This is a genomic window from Robertmurraya korlensis NBRC 107688 (assembly GCF_001591645.1).
Taxonomy (GTDB): Bacteria; Bacillota; Bacilli; order Bacillales; family Cytobacillaceae; genus Robertmurraya_A.
This window is the reverse complement of sequence record NZ_BCVH01000008.1, coordinates 147,598-164,894: the sequence shown is the minus strand read 5'-3', so window position 1 is coordinate 164,894 and position 17,297 is coordinate 147,598. Positions and strand designations below refer to the sequence as shown.

Here is a 17,297-nt window from a genome sequence, read left to right as displayed (position 1 = left end):
GACAATAGTTTTTACCTATTTTTAATTTGTTTATAATGATAAACTACTGGACTACTATTTTATCAATGATATTAAAAAATGCTCCAGGTACACCTGGAGCATCTTTCTAAAAGACCTTCTCGTCTCGATATTTATCTAGAATCATAGTAAACTCTTCCATATGTTCTAAAAACAAATCGGTTAGTACTGGATCAAAATGTTGTCCTCTTTCTTCTTTGAAGAGCTTTACAATACGATCCATTTCCCAAGCCGGTTTGTATACCCTTTGACTAGATAGTGCATCAAAAACATCAGCAATCGCTGTTAATCGTCCGTATAGATGAATCTCTTCCCCTTTTAAACCTTGTGGATAGCCTGTGCCGTTATATTTTTCATGATGCTGTAAAGCAATAATCGCAGCCGTCTTCATAATTTGACGGTTAGAATGCTTCAACATTTCATATCCTACCACAGCATGACTTTTCATAATTTCATATTCTTTTTCCGTCAATTTTCCCGGTTTGTTTAGTATGTCATCGCTAATTCCAATCTTCCCTACATCGTGCATGGGACTCGCCAAACGAATGAGTTCCGCTTCTGCCTCTGACAAACCACATTTTATTGCTAGTAGACTTGAAAACTCAGCCACTCTCTTAACATGGTATCCAGTTTCTTTCGAGCGAGTTTCTGCAATCTCTCCTAAGGTAAATATAATTTCACGCTGCGTGCTTTCAATCTCATCATTCAGTTGGAGATTTTCGAGTGATGCCGCCACATTGGCTACATAAATCTCCATCAAGCTTCGATCCCATTCATTCAATACTCTATCGCAAGAAAGATGCAAACAATAGCTTTGAGTGTCCTTACTTTTCAGGAAAAGAGTACAGGATTGTTCGTTAAACACATGCTTTTGTAAAGTAAATGCTTCTGTTACTTCTAAAGGAACAACAATAGATTTGTCCCCTATTTCAGCAATCGTTCTTACTTTGTCTCCTTTGTAAGTAAACACTGCTCCACTGCAAGTATGCTCTTGTAATTTTAAAATATTCGCTAGTTGTGTCATTGCTTCTCTTGCAAAGATAGGTTGCGTATGAATTTGATTTAGCTGAGCAGACGAATAGATTATGTCTTCCAACCCTCTTTTATTCGCATCAATAATATGTAAATCTCGATACGACCGTAAAGCCACAATCAACGTTGAATAAAGCTTCTGTGATGTAAGCTCTGTTTTTTCCTTATAGTCATTTATATCGTATTCCATAATCACTTGCTTCTCTGGAGCTTGTCCTGGTTGGCCCGTCCGCAAAATGATTCTCATTAACGGGTTACCTAGCTCCTGCCGAATGTATTGAATAACCGTTAAGCCGGAATGATCGTCCTCCATCACTACATCTAGTAAAATTACTGCGATATCTTGTTCCTTTGCAAGTAGATGTTTCGCTTCTTCTGCAGAATAAGCTTGCAGGAACGACAATGGCTTTCCTTCAAACTCTACATCTGAAAGGACAAACTTCGTAACCTGATGTACCTCTTCTTCATCGTCTACGATAAGAATTTTCCACTTATTATCTACATTTTGTTTAACTGGTTCTAAGTCGTCTTCTTCCTGAAATAACAGCTCGTCATGGTCTAGTGTCAAGTTCTTTTTCCCCCAGAGGTAAATTAATCATAAAAGTCGTTCCTTCATTATGCATACTTTCGCAAGTAATCGTTCCACCTAACGTTTGTGTGACAAGATTATAGACAATATGCATACCTAATCCTGTTCCCCCGTTTGCTCGATTTGTTGTGAAAAAGGGATCGAATATTTTCTTCTTCACTTCTGGCAACATCCCTTTTCCATTATCACGATATTCTAAAATAAGCTGGGATGTTTTCGTCACCTTAATGAGGATGGTTCCTTTATCCTTATTAAACGCATGCGTAAGTGAATTTATTATTAGGTTTGTAAATATTTGCGAAAACACACCAGGATAACTAGTAATTAAAATGTCTTCAGATACCTCAAGCTTTACATCTACATGGCTGCTTTTCATGCTCGGGCCTAGACTAAAGATAATTTCCTCGAGATACCCCTTTACACCAAATTCTCTCTTCACTTCACTTGTTTGATCGACAGCTACTTGCTTGAAGCCCTTCACCAGTTCAGATGCCCTCTTAAGATTGTTGGAGATAATTTGAGTGGATTCATTAGCAGCACTTAAATAACCAGTTAAGTCAGATTTTTTCAGCTTATTCTCCTCTAACACGTTAAGCATTTCTTTCGTTTTTTGCTGCAGAAACGAGTTTGCCGTCACACTTACTCCTACAGGTGTATTAATTTCGTGGGCTACACCCGCTACTAATGCCCCTAAAGCAGCCATTTTTTCCGATTCCACTAATTGCTTTTGTGTAAGCTGTAAATCTTCTAATGTCACTTGAAGATTGAGTGTTCTTTCTTGTACAGTCTTTTCTAGCTCCGTAGACCACTTCGCTTGTTTTAACGAAAGTTCTTCAACCGACCTAAATGCCTTTGAAAATTTAATAGATAGCAAGAATGCTTGAGCAAAAATAAAGCTAAACAAGCCGAACTTTGCCATATCAAAGGTCGAGATTACTTGGTTATAGTGTAGGACATCATTGACCACAGTTAATGCAAGAACTAGGAACATCATACAGCTGAATAGAGCTCCTTCTCGTTTCTTGATAGCTGCCTTTATAAAAACAAATACCACATACGGAGCTAAGATAAGTAACATAATATGAGAAAGCTTTAACACATGCGTAAACACAACGGCTGGTGTTAACATGACAAAACCACTCATAAGTATATAAAATGTAACTCCTATTTTCACCATGGTTTTATTGATATCACTAGGAAACAAACACTGTACATAGAGCAGAAACATCGCCGGACCCATGTATTGACCAATGTATTCTAGTTTTTTATATAGTTCAAAAGGGAGATTAGGTATTACTTCATTTATATATACCTCACCTAAAAACAAGGAACGTAATCCAATCAATAAACAAAACGCACCAAAATATAAAGGGGATTTATCTTTTCTTCTAATGACAAAAAGTCCCAGATGATACAAACCAATTATGACAATACTTCCAGCAACAAAAAGTTCCTTTGCTAATCGATTGTTCCAGTATTGAATCAGATCTTCTCCAGATCCCATACTTATCGAATCCCATAATCCTCCTGTTGTCTGAACATAATTGGAAACCTGAATCGTTATCTCGTTCACACGTTTTACCTGGAAAAGCACTACTTTGGGTTCATACTTTCCCTCCATTACCTCACGAGAAATCCCAACCTTACCTGCTGAGGCCAGAAGCTCACCATTCACGTACAATCGGTAGGCTGATTCAATTCCAAATGGAAGGTAAAGCCCCATCGTTCTCCCCCGTTGATCCTCATTTAACACTACCTTCAACCGGTACGTTGCATGACCTTTTCCACTTAATTCATTTTTTCCAACACTTTGATTCCCCCAAAAGCTCGGAACATGGATATATCCTGTTTTTTGTTCACTTTTTATATCAGAAAGAAGCTGTCCCCAATAAAACTCCCATTCCCCGTTCAATTTAATCGTGTCACCATCTGTGAAGGAATATTCACCTAGGTTAATAGTCCCACCTTCCGCTTCGGGCACTTTATTCGTACAACCAGCAAGTATGCAGGTTAGAAAAATAGAGACTAACAAAATCATCCATTTATTAAATGTCATATAGGTAAACTTCCTTAATATTTATAAGACTTTTATACCATACTTATATGTTTTTAGAAAACACAAAATATTGGAGCAACCTAAAAGAGGAACTTCAGTGAATAAAGACCATACTTTTAGAGAACTTTATGCTTTATATCTTCTTCTCTGTCATTGAAATTTTATAATAGGTGATGCAAGTGTCTTTTCGAGGTGATGCTCATAAACTGTACATCAAGCTTACAAAGGTTTGGAAACATGATAAGCCATTAGGCCAAGTAAAGGAATTAGTGGAGATTCAAGAAATTCGATCGTTTTATCAATCGATTGAAACAGCAACTTTACAATTAATATATTATCGTATGATTAAGGAAAAACAGGGATCTGGAATCATCCCTATTTTTGTTACCTCCGTTCCGTGGTTTTTCTTTCTCTTTTCAAAGCAATTACAAGCGTTTCTTTTTAAAGAAGGAAGTTTTCTTTTTCTCACTTTCAGTATTTTCTATATTCTAACTCTGACCATAAGTGTTATTATTCATTTTCGGGAAAAGGCATGGGCAGCGGTACATATTGAAATTATCCAAGATATTGTAGGTGAAAGGAAAGAAGGAGACATTTCATGATTTATTCCCTAAATACCGTAATTCCAACATAAACACCTGCAAGAAAGATGGTCGTAATAACAATAATATGAAACACAATCCAAGCCCAGTTTCCGTACTTAAATGCTTCAGAGTTAATTGGTTTCCTTAAATGGCTGGGGATCATTTTCCCACCTAAAAGCTCAAATAATAAATAATTCAGCCACCATAAAGTGTAACTATCCCATAAGTCCCATTCGGGTTTAAAAGCAAAAATCTCAGTTTGTTTTAAAATCACTTCGGCTAGTACCCCAATGTGGACAATTCCCCAGTAGAACGGTATTTTCCAAACCCATCTTACTGGGCTATACCTTATCCCAAACATAGCAATTAAGGGGAATACAGTTGAAACCAATCCATATGGAATAAGGAACCCTTTATGCAGAATATTATTAGGAAATGTGTAAAAATCTAGGAACGTAAACATGTAACATAATAAATTTCCAGAAATTACACTAATTAAATAAATGGCGCCATATCGCTTCCAGTCCAGTCGTATGAAATATAAACACCCTGCTGCACCCAGTACGATGATAATTAAAAAGATGATTTCTTTACTATTCATTGTCTTCACCAAATTTAGTATTTTAGAATCATTCTACCCCTCTACTAAGTGAAGTAACCGACTGTTCTTAAAATAAAAAGGTTGACACTCCATTAGTGACAACCTTTTACCTCATTACTATTTCCAACGATAATTTGTCTAATAAATGTTCCCTTTTTCACGATACAGCGGTCGACAATTTGGAACCCCGCATGTTCAATAATAGAGTCAATGGGTTCTATTGTGACGATCACGATTTTATTCGCGAAGGAATAGGCACTTTGAAGCAATTCTAGCTGTTCTTGTGGGGAGATAACAGAACAAAGATTATATGGCATATCAATAATCGCCACATCATAGCTTCCCGTTACCTTCCTAATGTCCCTAAATAGAACTTCACAACGGTACCCAAAATGGGCGATATTTTCACGTGTTCCAGGAAGAATAAGGGGATTCACATCACTCCCGACAATATCGATTCCCATAGATAAGGCCTCGACGAGAACCGTTCCAATCCCGCAGCAAGGGTCAATGGCCTTTACACCTTCTGGGTTCGGAACAGCAATGTTGGCAACTGCCCGTGCAACTCGGGTGCTTAACGCGGTCGAATATTCATTTGGCTTTTTTTGGTGCTGTAACCATACAGCTTCACCCTTATGATAATAACCAAATACCCATTTTTCATTAACTCTTACAATTCCGAACGAGATCTCAGGATGTTTTAAGTCCGGCTCTCCTGGCACATGTAGAGCCACTTCTCGCTCTACTCTTCTTCGTTGTTCAAAGGCTACTTTTTTTAATGAAAAAGTCTTTAAGTAAATGACTCTATAGGTTTCAGAAAGTGGAGGTAAACTTTTCACCTTGCTAATTATTTCTTCCAACTCACTGCCTTCAAAAATAATATCTATTCGATCCCGAATAAACGGGCTTCTGCTTGGATCAATTTTAATATTACTTTCTATAATATATTCTTCAGAGTCCTGTCCAAAAAAAGAACGCATTTCTAAGGCACAGAGCTCCACTTCATCTTCTTGACATGAATAATTGTAAAGGTATTTCTGTCCATTCTCGTTAGTATTATTCACGCTTCTCAACCCCTATAAAAAAATAAACAACTCATTTTAGTATACACCTTAATTTAGCCAATGTTTATTTTTGATTAGGAAAGTGTTGTTTTTCTCAACTTTTAAAAATTATTTGCGATTATATACGATTGCGATTTGAATCTATGACCGCCTTCTAAACTGATGTAACTATTATTCTATTGAATACGTCTAAATACTGGGCTACACTTCCATTAGTACATATATTTTACAGAGGTGAATCATTTGTTCAACACTCAAATAAAACAAAATACAAATCCCCCACCTAGTATTGAAAATAAACTAGATACAGGGAAACGACTTGATTATTTAGATACTCTGAAGGTCGCTCTTACCTGCCTTGTTGTTGCCCACCATGCTGGTCAACCTTATGGTGGCTCAGGAGGATTTTGGTATTACCAACCACCAAATGGTCCAGAAATTGAGCTTGGTAGATTCTTTGCTGTTAATGCGGGGTTTTTTATGAGCTTGTTTTTCCTCATTTCAGCATATTTTTTGCCTTCCTCTCTAAGAAAAAAAGGATGGAAAAATTTCCTAAGTGATCGATTTATTCGGCTCGGTATCCCAGCACTTTTTGGTTTTCTTATTATCGTCCCAATTATGATGTACCAGTATTACTTGCATTACCGCCCCTATCCCGATCTTTCGTTTTGGTCATACTACATTAATGTTTATTTCGGATTAAGCGGACAACCTGAGAATTGGTCAGGACCTAGTTGGCCCGACCTACAGTTTGCTCATCTTTGGTTTCTTGAACACCTACTATTTTATGCTTGTATTTATACGATAATTAGCAGATGGACTGGAAAAAGAAATGCTGTGGTTACACCCAAACCACTCAGTCTATTATCCATCTTTTTATTCGCAGTAGTTGTTGCCTTGTTAACTTTTGTTACACGTATTAAATATCCAATTGATCATTGGGAGGGCTTCCTCGGCTTTATTCAGGCGGAGTACGCTCATGTCCCTCAATACGCTAGCTTCTTTATCGCTGGAGTGATAGCATCAAGGAGGAATTGGTTTACCACTCTTTCCAATAAAGTAGGAATAACGTGGTTTATTATCGGGGGGGTTCTGGCAGGAATGTACTATCTTGGTTTCATTACTGTTGCGACTCGATACGGCTTTACAACAGGAAACCTTATTTATTCTTTTTATGAAACCTTTTTGTGTACAGGATTATGTATAGGATTGATCTACCTTTTTAAAATCATTGCTAACCACACGACATCTTTTACAAAGACCTTATCTGCTAACTCTTATGCTGTCTACATTATTCATGTACCGGTCTTGGTTACCTTGCAATACTGGATTGAGAGCTATGATATTTCTATGATTTCACAATTCTTATTCGTTACGTTGTTTGGCATTATCTTCAGTTTTGTTATTAGTCATTTCTTTTTACGTAAGCTCCCCTTAATCAAACAAATACTTTAACAAGAGAAAAACCGCTTCATATTTGAGCGGTTTTCTCAATTTCCTAATAACTCCACAAACTCTTGCTCACCAATTACTTTTATAGCCATGCCTTTTTCGATTAGAGCATATGCCTTTTCTTCCTTGGTACTAATTCCACTAGCTCCTACGATCGTTTTGTCCTGCTTTCCAACGATTAAATAATGAGTTTTACCACTCACTCCACTCTTAATTGTTCCACCAGCATTGACCACTCTTTGCATTGCTTCCTTACGATCAAGCTTCATATCACCGGTAAAAACAATATTTTTTCCGAAAAAAGGATGCTCTTCATTAAAGGTTTGAACATTGGCAGAAATCTCGGAAATAACCACTTTGGTAAAGGTCTTTTTCTTCTTTTTTTGTTTAAAATACGTTTGTGGTTTTAGCTCGGAAAACTTCTTAATGGGAATGCTTCTATATGTTTTGCAATACGATTGAAGTGATTGTTTATTTTTAACTGTTACACAAGTAGCCACTAATTCCGCGCAAGCTCTTGCATCGTGCAAGGCATTGTGATGATTTTCTAAAGTGATATTAAAATGATGTAACCTTTCTACTAAAGAATTCCCCACCTTTTCTCTACAAGACTTCGCACTCAGAGGAATGCTACAAATAAATTCAAACTCAGGGATTTCAAGAGCATATTCCATTAGACAACAATAGAGAACACTCATGTCAAATTGAGCATTATGAGCAACAATTGTCGCTCCTTCGAAGTGGTGTTTGATCTCCTCCCAAATCTCATGGAACTTTCTTTCATTCCTTACATCCTCCACGGTCAAACCGTGAATTTTTGTTGTTTCCTCGAGAAATGTTAAAGTTGGAGGTTGGATTAAAAAATATTTTTCTTCAACAACTTGATTATCCTTTACAAAGACCATTCCTAGTGAACAAGCGCTACTCATCGCATTATTCGCAATTTCAAAATCGATTGCAATAAAATCCACCTTAAAGAACCTCCTTCATATCCATTTTTACTACCATCAATTTTACAGTGTCACTAGCATTTCCTCTACCATAAATGACTTCCTTTTCTATATTATTTCCTTCCATATAATTAACAGAAAAAAGCCCTTTTGGAAGGACTTTTTAAAAAACAAACCTCTTCTGTACATAATAGCTAACCATAAACAGGATTCCTTCCGTAAAGCTCTTACTAGTAAAGAGCGAGAGATTAACTGTGTCGTTAAATATAGAAATCATCAAATAGTTACTGATTAATATAAATCCAGCTAAGCTATAGTATTTGAGAATCGGCTTTGCATGGGATTGCTTTTTCCTATTAAAAACGAGGTTTTTGTTAATTACATAATTGATTAAGGAACTGATCACTCTCGCACCTATAACGGAGAATAATATATTGTTAGTTAGCCAGTGCAATAAGAAAAACAAGATAAAGTCAATTACACCACATGATAGGGAAGATAAACTAAACTTTAGTATAGGGAGATAGATCCGAATAGAATCGTGGATAGGGCGGAAATGGCTACCCTGATTGTTATTTTCATAGACCGTTTGAATGGGCAAGCTAGAAATGCGATAACCAGCAGTTTTCGCCTCAAGTAATTGATTCATCTCATATTCATACCGTTTCCCCTTAATGTCAATCAGCCACGGTAGCATGTCAACGGAAAATCCCCTAAGTCCCGTCTGGGTATCGTCAATTCTATATCCAGCTACAATGGAGAAAATGGTTCTAGTTACTTTATTCCCTATTAAGCTCTTTACTGGAACCTCGCCTAGAAATTCCCTAGCCCCTAATACAATAGTTTGAGGCTGTGCAGATAACTCTTGCGCTACACGCTGAATATCTTCCCATTGATGCTGCCCGTCGCAATCTGCACACACCACCCCTTCTTCATTTGGATAGTTCATTCGAATATAGGCAAAGGCTGTTTTCAGCGCAGCTCCCTTCCCTTGGTTTGTCTCGTGGGTTAACACTATGCAGCCTCTCTCGGCAGCCTGTTCAAAAATACCTTCACACTTACCCGAACTACCGTCATTTACAATTAGTACCTGATAGCTGCTTTTTTGTTGGATTTCTTTTATTAACTGAAGCATTGTCTCGGTTGGCTCATACGCAGGAATAACGATAATCACTTCATTCACCTCTCTTACTGGATATAGATAATATCACTTACGCCACGTTCCTCACCTGTACCTCGTGGATTATTAATGACTTCTCCCATAAAGTACATCGTTGACGAACCGCCACCGTCGAGATTATAGGCTTCAGTAGCCCCTAAATCTTCAAACACTTGAGCAAACTCACCTAAGGTCAAGCCTTTTGAATACCCCTTACTTCTTCCGTCAACGACGACGAACACATAATGATTTTCAGATATGATACCTACCCCTGTTCTCGGGTTTGAGTCTTCAATGGAACGGTTTCCAAAATTCTTATCAATGCTCACATCTCCAAAATCCTCAATCGCCACTGAATTCTTAACGAGAGCAGGTCCAAAAGAGAAGGTTTGCGTTACTCCTTCTGCAATCAATTCTTCTGCAGAAGTTTCTGTCTCCTCATAAATTTCCATAGACCCATCCTCATAAAATGCTAACCCCGTACGTGCCGGATTATCTCGAAAGATTTGCCCATTACGAATCGTTATCCCGTCTTCACGAAATCCATAATAATCACCGTTAATCGCAAAAATCGCGTTATTATTACTTGCAATTTCGGAAGTTACTTGCACGATGTTATTACCAAACTGATTATTAGCAAATGCTGACTTTAAACTACTTGAATCTGTTAAGTGGACGTCCGCTACGTAGTACACAACCTGATCACTTCCTGAACCAGTCACTACTTTCTCAATTTCAATCGACTTTGTATCACTCGTATAACTCATATCATCCGCTTCATAGGTCTCGTCCACCGTTATAGTAGATTCGGTTGTTGAGTTCGTTGTTTCGGAACTCACAAGTGCATTTTCTACCTCAACATGCTCAATTAGATAACGGTTCGCTAATAAATATAGAATTAGTGCAACACTTGTAATGACTATTGAGATGATTACTATAAGTTTTCTCTTTTTCAAGATGAGGACAACCTCCTTTGCTTCTCTTACGCTTTATCTAGGAAAATTATAGTCAGCAAATATGGCGTAACTATGTCCAAAGAAGGAAGAAACGGAGAAACAAATGGTAATAAAAATAGCCCATTCAGTTGTTTACTGAATGAGTCCTTTTCCTTTGTTCTTTGAAATAAATAAATCAACTATGAATCACTTTTTCCCACTAACATACAATGTATAAAAAGTTCCCTAGGAGGTGTTACCACTGATTCATACAGTTAAAGCAGGCGAAACTCTTAATCAAATTGCAAAGGATTATCGTACCCCACTAGCAACCATTCTTCGAGCTAATCCATCCATTAATCCAAATCTCATTTATCCCGGACAATCGATCAATATCCCAGGAGTCCCTTCACCCGAGAGTAGTCCTTATCGAATTGATGTTTCTGTTAATGACCGCATTCTTCGACTATTTAGAAATGGTGTTCTTCAAAAACAGTATCCTATTGCGGTAGGGAGAATGCTTTTTGCGACACCTTTAGGTAATTACATCATTCTAAATAAAGCCCCAAACCCAGGAGGCCCATTTGGAACCATGTGGATGAGCTTATCTAAACAACACTATGGTATACACGGTACAAATGACCCTAGCTCTATTGGGAAAGCTGTCTCAAAAGGCTGTATTCGTATGTACAATAAAGATGTAGAGGAATTAGCGAGGATTGTCCCAAACGGTACGGCGGTAACTATTCACCCATAAGCCAGGGAAAGATAGGACCATAATACAGATAGGGTTAACAGTCTTTAAAGAGCTCTCTTTCGTACCACATATTATATAAATGATTAATATAACCATTTTAAATTATTTGTAGCTAAATATATTAATACCTATACAAGCTTGTACTCCTTACATATTGATATTGTAAGGAGGTGAAAAATAATGTCATCCAGTTGTGAAAGACTAGCTAGAATTATAGGTGGTACTGCTCAAGTCTCAAATGGAGTATGTGTAGTTTCAAGACTAAGAAACATTGATGCTTCGATCCTAGATAGAAGAACAAGATCTCCATTAGCTTTACCGTTTGCATTATCATTTGAGAACCAACAAAATGGGAGAACACTCAATCTAGGTGAAACAGTCATTCTTCAAAAGGAAATTAATCCTTTTATATCAGCTCTCCGAAAGAGAGGTATAATCGTTACAGCTCTACACAACCATTGGTTATTCGATGAACCAAGACTAATGTATATACACTGGGAAAAAATTGATAATCCTTTTGAATTTGCTAGAGATAGCTTTGAGGCAGCTTTAGAAGCAGGCTTATTTTAAATTTTAATTTTAGCTCTCAATTTAGAGAGCTTTTTTTGGGGATAATAATATGGATTTTTGCTTTATGACTTTGGGGGGATTAGTAAGACTGGTAGTTTTTTTGTCGTTCTAAAAAAGAGGATATCTCTTATAGTGCGCACGATATCCTCATACTAGTATGTCTATCGTAAAAAAGTGAGTGACGAGCTAATTCCATATAAATGATTTTGGTCCGCCCATAAAATGAAATAATTATAGAAAGTGTCTCCGATTTGAATCGGCGCTGGATAGCGGACAATTAGCGCGGCTTGCCCTTTCATTTCAGGTGGTTGATCTTCTGACGGAAAAATATAGCAAGCTTCCTGTGTCTGAATGTTTGTTTGTATAATAAGTGGTTTAGTACCGTATGGAAGTAGTTGGTGGAAAGCTTCATTTTGGCAAACATTCTGGATGGTTTCCTCCGAAAGTATCGTGGAAACTTGAAAAAATCCATCAGGTCCCTCATATCTTTCATCGTTCACTCGTCTCCAGCTTGCAGGATACTCAAATTGCACATTGTACGTAGAATTAGTATAGGTCCTCTTTAAGGATGAAAGTGGCATAGGTGACCATTGCAATGAGGAGATTTGAATCCCTTCAAGTAACTTAATAGGAACAGGATGACGTAAATCCATTACCCACATTTCCCTTCCTACTCCTTCCCCGTTACATCCAGATAGAAAGCCAAGTTTCTTTCCATCGGGCGACCAAGTAACAGGTGTTGCATAGCAAGACGATATCGCTCTCGTCCGGTCATTCTCCCCTTTCCTGCCTGTGGTTCGAATGAATGAGAAATAGCCTACATCTTCAAAGGCTGTCGCACTATAAGCAATCGTTGAGGAATCCAGAGACCATACCGGATAATAATTTTTTGCAAGCGGTCCTCCCTTTACCTCGGTAATCTGTCCACTTGAAAGGTCGATCGTATAGATAATAGAAATGCTTACGCCTGGACTCGTATACAAGACAGATGAACCATCTGGGGATAAGCGAACATTGTTCAATCTGCCGCCCGTATTTTCTGTAATTTTCTGTTTGTCGGTACCGTCTGTCCTAATAAGATAAAGCTGACTAATCCCCCTTTCATCAGGTGCTTGATAAAGAAGCTGCCTTCCATTAGGAAACCATTGAACATCAGTAGCATTTACTGCCGCGATTCGCTGAACCTGATTGGTTGAAACTTGGTACAAGATGATTTGATTATTCTTTACATAAGCAAGCCTTTGGCTGTCTGGGGACCAATCTAAAAAGATTCCTTCCCCCTCAGTGAATTGATCAATCCTTGAAATGCCGCCATCCCGAATGTTCAGTATGAACAAGATACCGTCCCTTCCTACAAAGGCAATCTTTCGACTATCCGGTGACCAAAAGGGAGTGCTATAAGATTCTCCTAATCCAGTAGTAAGCTGAACATTCGCTCCGCTCACAAGACTATACACCCAAATATCATAGCTTCCTCCACGATTTGAGGTATAGGCGATCAAACCAGGATTCCCAGGTGGAGCATAAGGAATCCTTAATCGCATTCCTGGAGAAAGATCGTAGTTAGGAAGCTGGTTCACCTGCCGAATCAATTCGTAGTTACTTTGCCCCCTTGTGGTCACGTTATATCTGTTTGCTATTTGATATAGAGTATCACCAGACTGAACGACATAGAATGGGTTACCAGGAGGTACATTTAACAGCTGACCCACTTGTATCGTAAAGGGCGGTTGTAGTTGATTTGCTTGGATAATTACAGACTGTGGTACACCAAACGTTTGAGCGATGCTAAAAATCGTATCCCCTGATTTTCCCCGAACTCTATTCACTCCTGGTGGGACTGAAAGCTGCTGTCCTACATAAATCATGTAGGGTGGCTGTATATTATTTGCGGCAGCAAGAGATTCATAGGGAAGCTTCCACCGACTCGCAATCTGGAAAATCGTATCCCCCGGGCGGACAGTGTAAAATATTTGCATAAACACTCCTCCAATCAACTAATCCTTTACCTGCCTATATGCTATTCATGAATAGAAGTAAAGATTCTTTCTCTTTCTTCTTCTTTTCACGCAAAAAAGCTGGCTGAGAATCTCTGCCAGCTGGATATATTTTTTTTGTAAATTCCCTTCCTTTTAATAACTAGCCGCTTCATCCTTTACGACAAGCACCTTCTTCTCCCATACTCTGCTTCTCCATCTAAAATACATAATAATTCCCCTTAGCCACTCATCAACAATAAAGGCAACCCAGACTCCATAAAGTCCCCATTCGAAGTGAATACCAAGCACATATGCTATTGGTACACCAATGAACCACATCGAGATAACTCCCACTTTTACTGAGAAGGTTGCATCACCTGTTGCCCTCAGCGCATTAATTACTAAAAGGTTAAACGTTCTTCCTGGTTCTAGGATTAAACAAAGCAGCAACAATTGACTCCCAACATAAATGATCTCATTGTTATCTGTAAAAATGCTCATTAATGGAACTCTAAACACTGCAACAAGAATTGCGATAATGATTGTAATAATAAAACTTGACTTTAAGCTCTTTAGTAGTTGACGATAGGCTCCATCGAAGTCCCCCGCACCAACTCGATAACCGATTAAGATTTGGGTTCCTTGTCCCATGGCTAATCCAAATAACAAAATAAACGTCATTATGTTCCAGGTGTAGACTCGAGTCGTTAAGGCTGCTGCCCCCATTAAAGCAGTAATTGCAGTGATTGCCATCTGACTCGTGTTATAACATAACTGTTCACTTGCTGCTGGCACACCAATTCGTAGGATCTTTTTAATCTTAGAAGCATCAAAATGAATATAATCCTTAACCTCCACCTTGATTGGAAGTCTTTTATACATAAGATAAACAGCAATGCCTAACGCAATAGCTCTACTGACTGCAGTTGAAACGGCTACTCCTTCTACCCCAAATACAGGTAAGCCGAATAAGCCATATATAACTAATGCATTTCCTATTAAGTGTATGATGTTCATGATAATGGATACAAACATTGCATCCCTCGTAAACCCGTAAGCTCGTAAAATGGAGGACACAGTGCCAAGCAATGCTTGTAGAAACAAAGTAGCACCAACAATTGAGAGGTAGGAATGCCCTATAGTTGCTAAGTGTTCTTCGAGCTTAAATAGATCGAGCAGTGGCCCTTGAAAAATAAACATTAATCCACTCATTACTAAGCCAATTAATAGGTTTATTGTGATAGAAATACCCGCAGTCTCTTTTGCCTCTAACTTCATTCCAGCCCCTAAGTACTGAGAAATTAGAACAGCCGTCCCAGTCGAGGTAAAGGCAAAAATCAATATCGCAAAGAAAACCAATTGATTCGCCACACCGACTGCTGCAACGGCATCATCAGAAATATGAGCGAGCATAATGGTATCCGTACTTCCCATAATTGTCTGTAAGAATAATTCAATAAAAATCGGCCAAGTGATGGCTCGTAAGGTTAGTTTCTGCAGTTCATTCGATGCAAGTGATTTTCCCATAGTTAATACCTTCTTTTATTTATAATTGGAGTAAATAGCCATAGAAAAAATTCATATCAAAAATGATATGAATTCCTTCCTATAGCCCTATAAAAATTACTCAGGTTTACCAAAGTACGGTGTTCCATCTTCTTTCCATGTAAACACTTGAGCACGTGTATGTCGATTTGGGTCGTACAATGGGTCACCAACAATCTCTGTATAAGTTCTTGCGTGATAAACAAGAATATCTTGAGAGCCATCCTCTGAAACCGTAAAGCTATTATGGCCTGGACCATATTGGCCCGCTTCACGATTCGTTTGAAATACTGGCTTATCTGATTTTGTCCAAGAGTTAGGATCCAATAGATTACTTGTCTCATCTGCTGAAATTAATCCCATGCAGTAGTTTTCATCTGTGGCACTTCCTGAATAAGAAATGAAGATTTTTCCATTTCTTTTAATTACAGCAGCACCCTCATTTACCCAAAAGCCGATCGTTTCCCAATCATATTCTGGTTTCGTAATCATTACCTGAGGACTTTTAATCGTCCAAGGATTTTCAAGAGGAGCAATGTACAAATTCGAGTTCCCTTGAATATTTGGGTCCTTCTGAGCCCACACCAGGTACTGCTGTCCATTATGCTCAAACGAAGTTGCGTCAAGGGCAAAGGATTCCCAATCAGTCTTAATTTGTCCCTTTTCCTCCCACTCACCTTCTAATGGGTTAGCAGACTTGTTTTCAATGACAAACATACGATGATCGAACAAACCGTTGATGATTTCCTTCGATTTTGCTGCTGCAAAATAAATGTACCAGGCACCGTTAATATAGTGAAGCTCAGGAGCCCAAATTAGTGAACTCATCGGTCCAGTCTCGTGCTTTCTCCAAGCTACCACTGGTTCTGCCTCAGCAATACCATGTAATGTCTTTGACCTTCGAACCTCAATCCGGTCGTATTCAGGAACAGAAGCTGTAAAGTAATAGTAACCATCCGTATGCTTGTAAACCCATGGATCTGCTCTTTGTTCTAGAATAAGATTTTTATCTTCTGTTTTTACCATCATGTTCTCCTCCGATTCCTCTACTTTACATCCTTCACTGGTACACCAAAGTTTGGTGTTCCATCTTCATTCCATGTAAAAATCTGTGCGCGAGTGTGTCGATTATGATCCCACAGCGGATCTCCTTCAATTTCTTTGTAATCTCTCGCGTGGTAAATGAGGATATCCTGTGTTCCATCCTCTGAAACAGTGAAGCTATTATGTCCTGGTCCATATTGACCGTTTTCCTCACTGGTCTGGAAAACAGGTTGATTTGTCTTCTTCCATGAAGCTGGGTCAAGTAAATCACTATCTTCGTCTGCTGTTAATAGACCCATACAATAGTTGTAGTCAGTTTTACTAGCAGAGTACGTGATAAAAATCTTACCGTTTCTCTTTAAAACTGCCGCTCCCTCATTCACAAGGAATCCGATTGTTTCCCAGTCATATTCAGGTTTTGTAATCATGATCTGTGGTCCCTCAATTTCCCACGGACTCACCATTTTTGCTATATAAAGATTAGAGTTTCCTTCAATATTAGGGTCACGCTGTGCCCAAACATAATATCTTACTCCCTTGTGTTCGAAAGTAGTGGCATCAAGCGAGAACGACTCCCAGTCTGTCTTCACTTGACCTTTTTCTACCCACTCACCCTCTAATGGGTTAGCAGATTCATTTTCAAGGACATACATACGGTGGTCAAAAATATCGTCCGCTCTTGCAGCGGCGTAGTAGATATACCACTTGCCATCAATAAAATGAAGCTCCGGCGCCCATATATGAGCACTCATTGGTCCTGACTCGTATTTGCGCCAAGCAACAACGGGTTCAGCCTCTCCCAGTCCTTGAATGGTTTTTGCTCTTCTCAATTCAATTAAATCAAATTCAGGTACAGAAGCTGTAAAGTAATAGTAGCCGTCTGTGTGCTTATACACCCATGGGTCTGCTCTTTGTAATAGTATTGGATTTTTTAGTGTATCTACCTTTTGCATCGTATTCAC

General features: G+C 38.4%; 15 protein-coding genes. 4 read left to right on the top strand and 11 right to left on the bottom strand.

What is annotated here, in order from left to right; all coding sequences use genetic code 11:
- Window positions 1–106: 106 nt before the first annotated feature.
- Complete coding sequence (locus tag BKO01S_RS12920) at window positions 107–1,618, bottom strand: response regulator (protein ID WP_066054387.1); 1,512 nt, start codon at window positions 1,616–1,618, stop codon at window positions 107–109.
- A complete protein-coding gene (locus tag BKO01S_RS12915; RefSeq protein WP_066054386.1) occupies window positions 1,602–3,695 on the bottom strand; it encodes a sensor histidine kinase in 2,094 nt (697 codons plus the stop codon). Before BKO01S_RS12915 ends, BKO01S_RS12920 begins: the two co-directional genes overlap by 17 nt.
- A gap of 179 nt (window positions 3,696–3,874) precedes the next feature.
- On the opposite strand from BKO01S_RS12915, the gene BKO01S_RS12910 reads away from it, so the two are divergent.
- A complete protein-coding gene (locus BKO01S_RS12910; protein WP_439951044.1) occupies window positions 3,875–4,297 on the top strand; it encodes a hypothetical protein in 423 nt (140 codons plus the stop codon).
- 1 nt (window position 4,298) lies between these two features.
- Here the strand turns inward: BKO01S_RS12910 and BKO01S_RS12905 are convergent, their stop codons facing one another.
- A complete protein-coding gene (locus BKO01S_RS12905) occupies window positions 4,299–4,880 on the bottom strand; it encodes a CBO0543 family protein (RefSeq protein WP_066054382.1) in 582 nt (193 codons plus the stop codon).
- Between the two features lie 92 nt (window positions 4,881–4,972).
- Entirely contained in the window at window positions 4,973–5,944 is a 972-nt protein-coding gene (locus BKO01S_RS12900) for a TRM11 family SAM-dependent methyltransferase (protein ID WP_066054381.1), read from the bottom strand.
- Window positions 5,945–6,187: 243 nt separating this feature from the next.
- Between BKO01S_RS12900 and BKO01S_RS12895 the strand changes: the two genes are divergently transcribed.
- A complete protein-coding gene (locus BKO01S_RS12895) occupies window positions 6,188–7,399 on the top strand; it encodes an acyltransferase family protein (protein ID WP_066054379.1) in 1,212 nt (403 codons plus the stop codon).
- A 35-nt stretch (window positions 7,400–7,434) separates the two neighbouring features.
- On the opposite strand, the gene BKO01S_RS12890 is transcribed toward BKO01S_RS12895, so the two are convergent.
- The 3 genes from BKO01S_RS12890 to BKO01S_RS12880 form a co-directional block, all read right to left on the bottom strand.
- Window positions 7,435–8,367, bottom strand: coding sequence for an exonuclease domain-containing protein (locus tag BKO01S_RS12890; RefSeq protein ID WP_066054377.1), 933 nt, complete (start codon window positions 8,365–8,367; stop codon window positions 7,435–7,437).
- Window positions 8,368–8,509: 142 nt separating this feature from the next.
- Window positions 8,510–9,520, bottom strand: a complete 1,011-nt coding sequence (locus BKO01S_RS12885) for a bifunctional glycosyltransferase family 2/GtrA family protein (RefSeq protein ID WP_066054375.1) — start codon at window positions 9,518–9,520, stop codon at window positions 8,510–8,512.
- A gap of 14 nt (window positions 9,521–9,534) precedes the next feature.
- Entirely contained in the window at window positions 9,535–10,461 is a 927-nt protein-coding gene (locus BKO01S_RS12880; protein ID WP_066054373.1) for a phosphodiester glycosidase family protein, read from the bottom strand.
- Window positions 10,462–10,702: 241 nt separating this feature from the next.
- Here BKO01S_RS12880 and BKO01S_RS12875 point away from each other — a divergent pair, with 241 nt between their 5' ends.
- Both BKO01S_RS12875 and BKO01S_RS12870 read left to right on the top strand, forming a co-directional pair.
- Window positions 10,703–11,197, top strand: coding sequence for a L,D-transpeptidase family protein (locus tag BKO01S_RS12875; protein ID WP_066054487.1), 495 nt, complete (start codon window positions 10,703–10,705; stop codon window positions 11,195–11,197).
- A 180-nt stretch (window positions 11,198–11,377) separates the two neighbouring features.
- Entirely contained in the window at window positions 11,378–11,767 is a 390-nt protein-coding gene (locus tag BKO01S_RS12870; protein WP_066054372.1) for a DUF1259 domain-containing protein, read from the top strand.
- A 161-nt stretch (window positions 11,768–11,928) separates the two neighbouring features.
- On the opposite strand, the gene BKO01S_RS12865 is transcribed toward BKO01S_RS12870, so the two are convergent.
- The 4 genes from BKO01S_RS12865 to BKO01S_RS12850 form a co-directional block, all read right to left on the bottom strand.
- Window positions 11,929–13,746, bottom strand: a complete 1,818-nt coding sequence (locus BKO01S_RS12865) for a LysM peptidoglycan-binding domain-containing protein (protein WP_066054370.1) — start codon at window positions 13,744–13,746, stop codon at window positions 11,929–11,931.
- Between the two features lie 153 nt (window positions 13,747–13,899).
- Window positions 13,900–15,273, bottom strand: a complete 1,374-nt coding sequence (locus BKO01S_RS12860; RefSeq protein ID WP_066054369.1) for an MATE family efflux transporter — start codon at window positions 15,271–15,273, stop codon at window positions 13,900–13,902.
- Window positions 15,274–15,369: 96 nt separating this feature from the next.
- On the bottom strand, window positions 15,370–16,320 hold the full coding sequence (locus tag BKO01S_RS12855; RefSeq protein ID WP_066054367.1) for a glycoside hydrolase family 43 protein: 951 nt from the start codon (window positions 16,318–16,320) through the stop codon (window positions 15,370–15,372).
- A gap of 17 nt (window positions 16,321–16,337) precedes the next feature.
- Window positions 16,338–17,288 carry a glycoside hydrolase family 43 protein gene (locus BKO01S_RS12850; protein ID WP_066054366.1) on the bottom strand — a complete coding sequence of 317 codons (951 nt, stop codon included), beginning with the start codon at window positions 17,286–17,288 and terminating at the stop codon, window positions 16,338–16,340.
- Window positions 17,289–17,297: the final 9 nt, after the last annotated feature.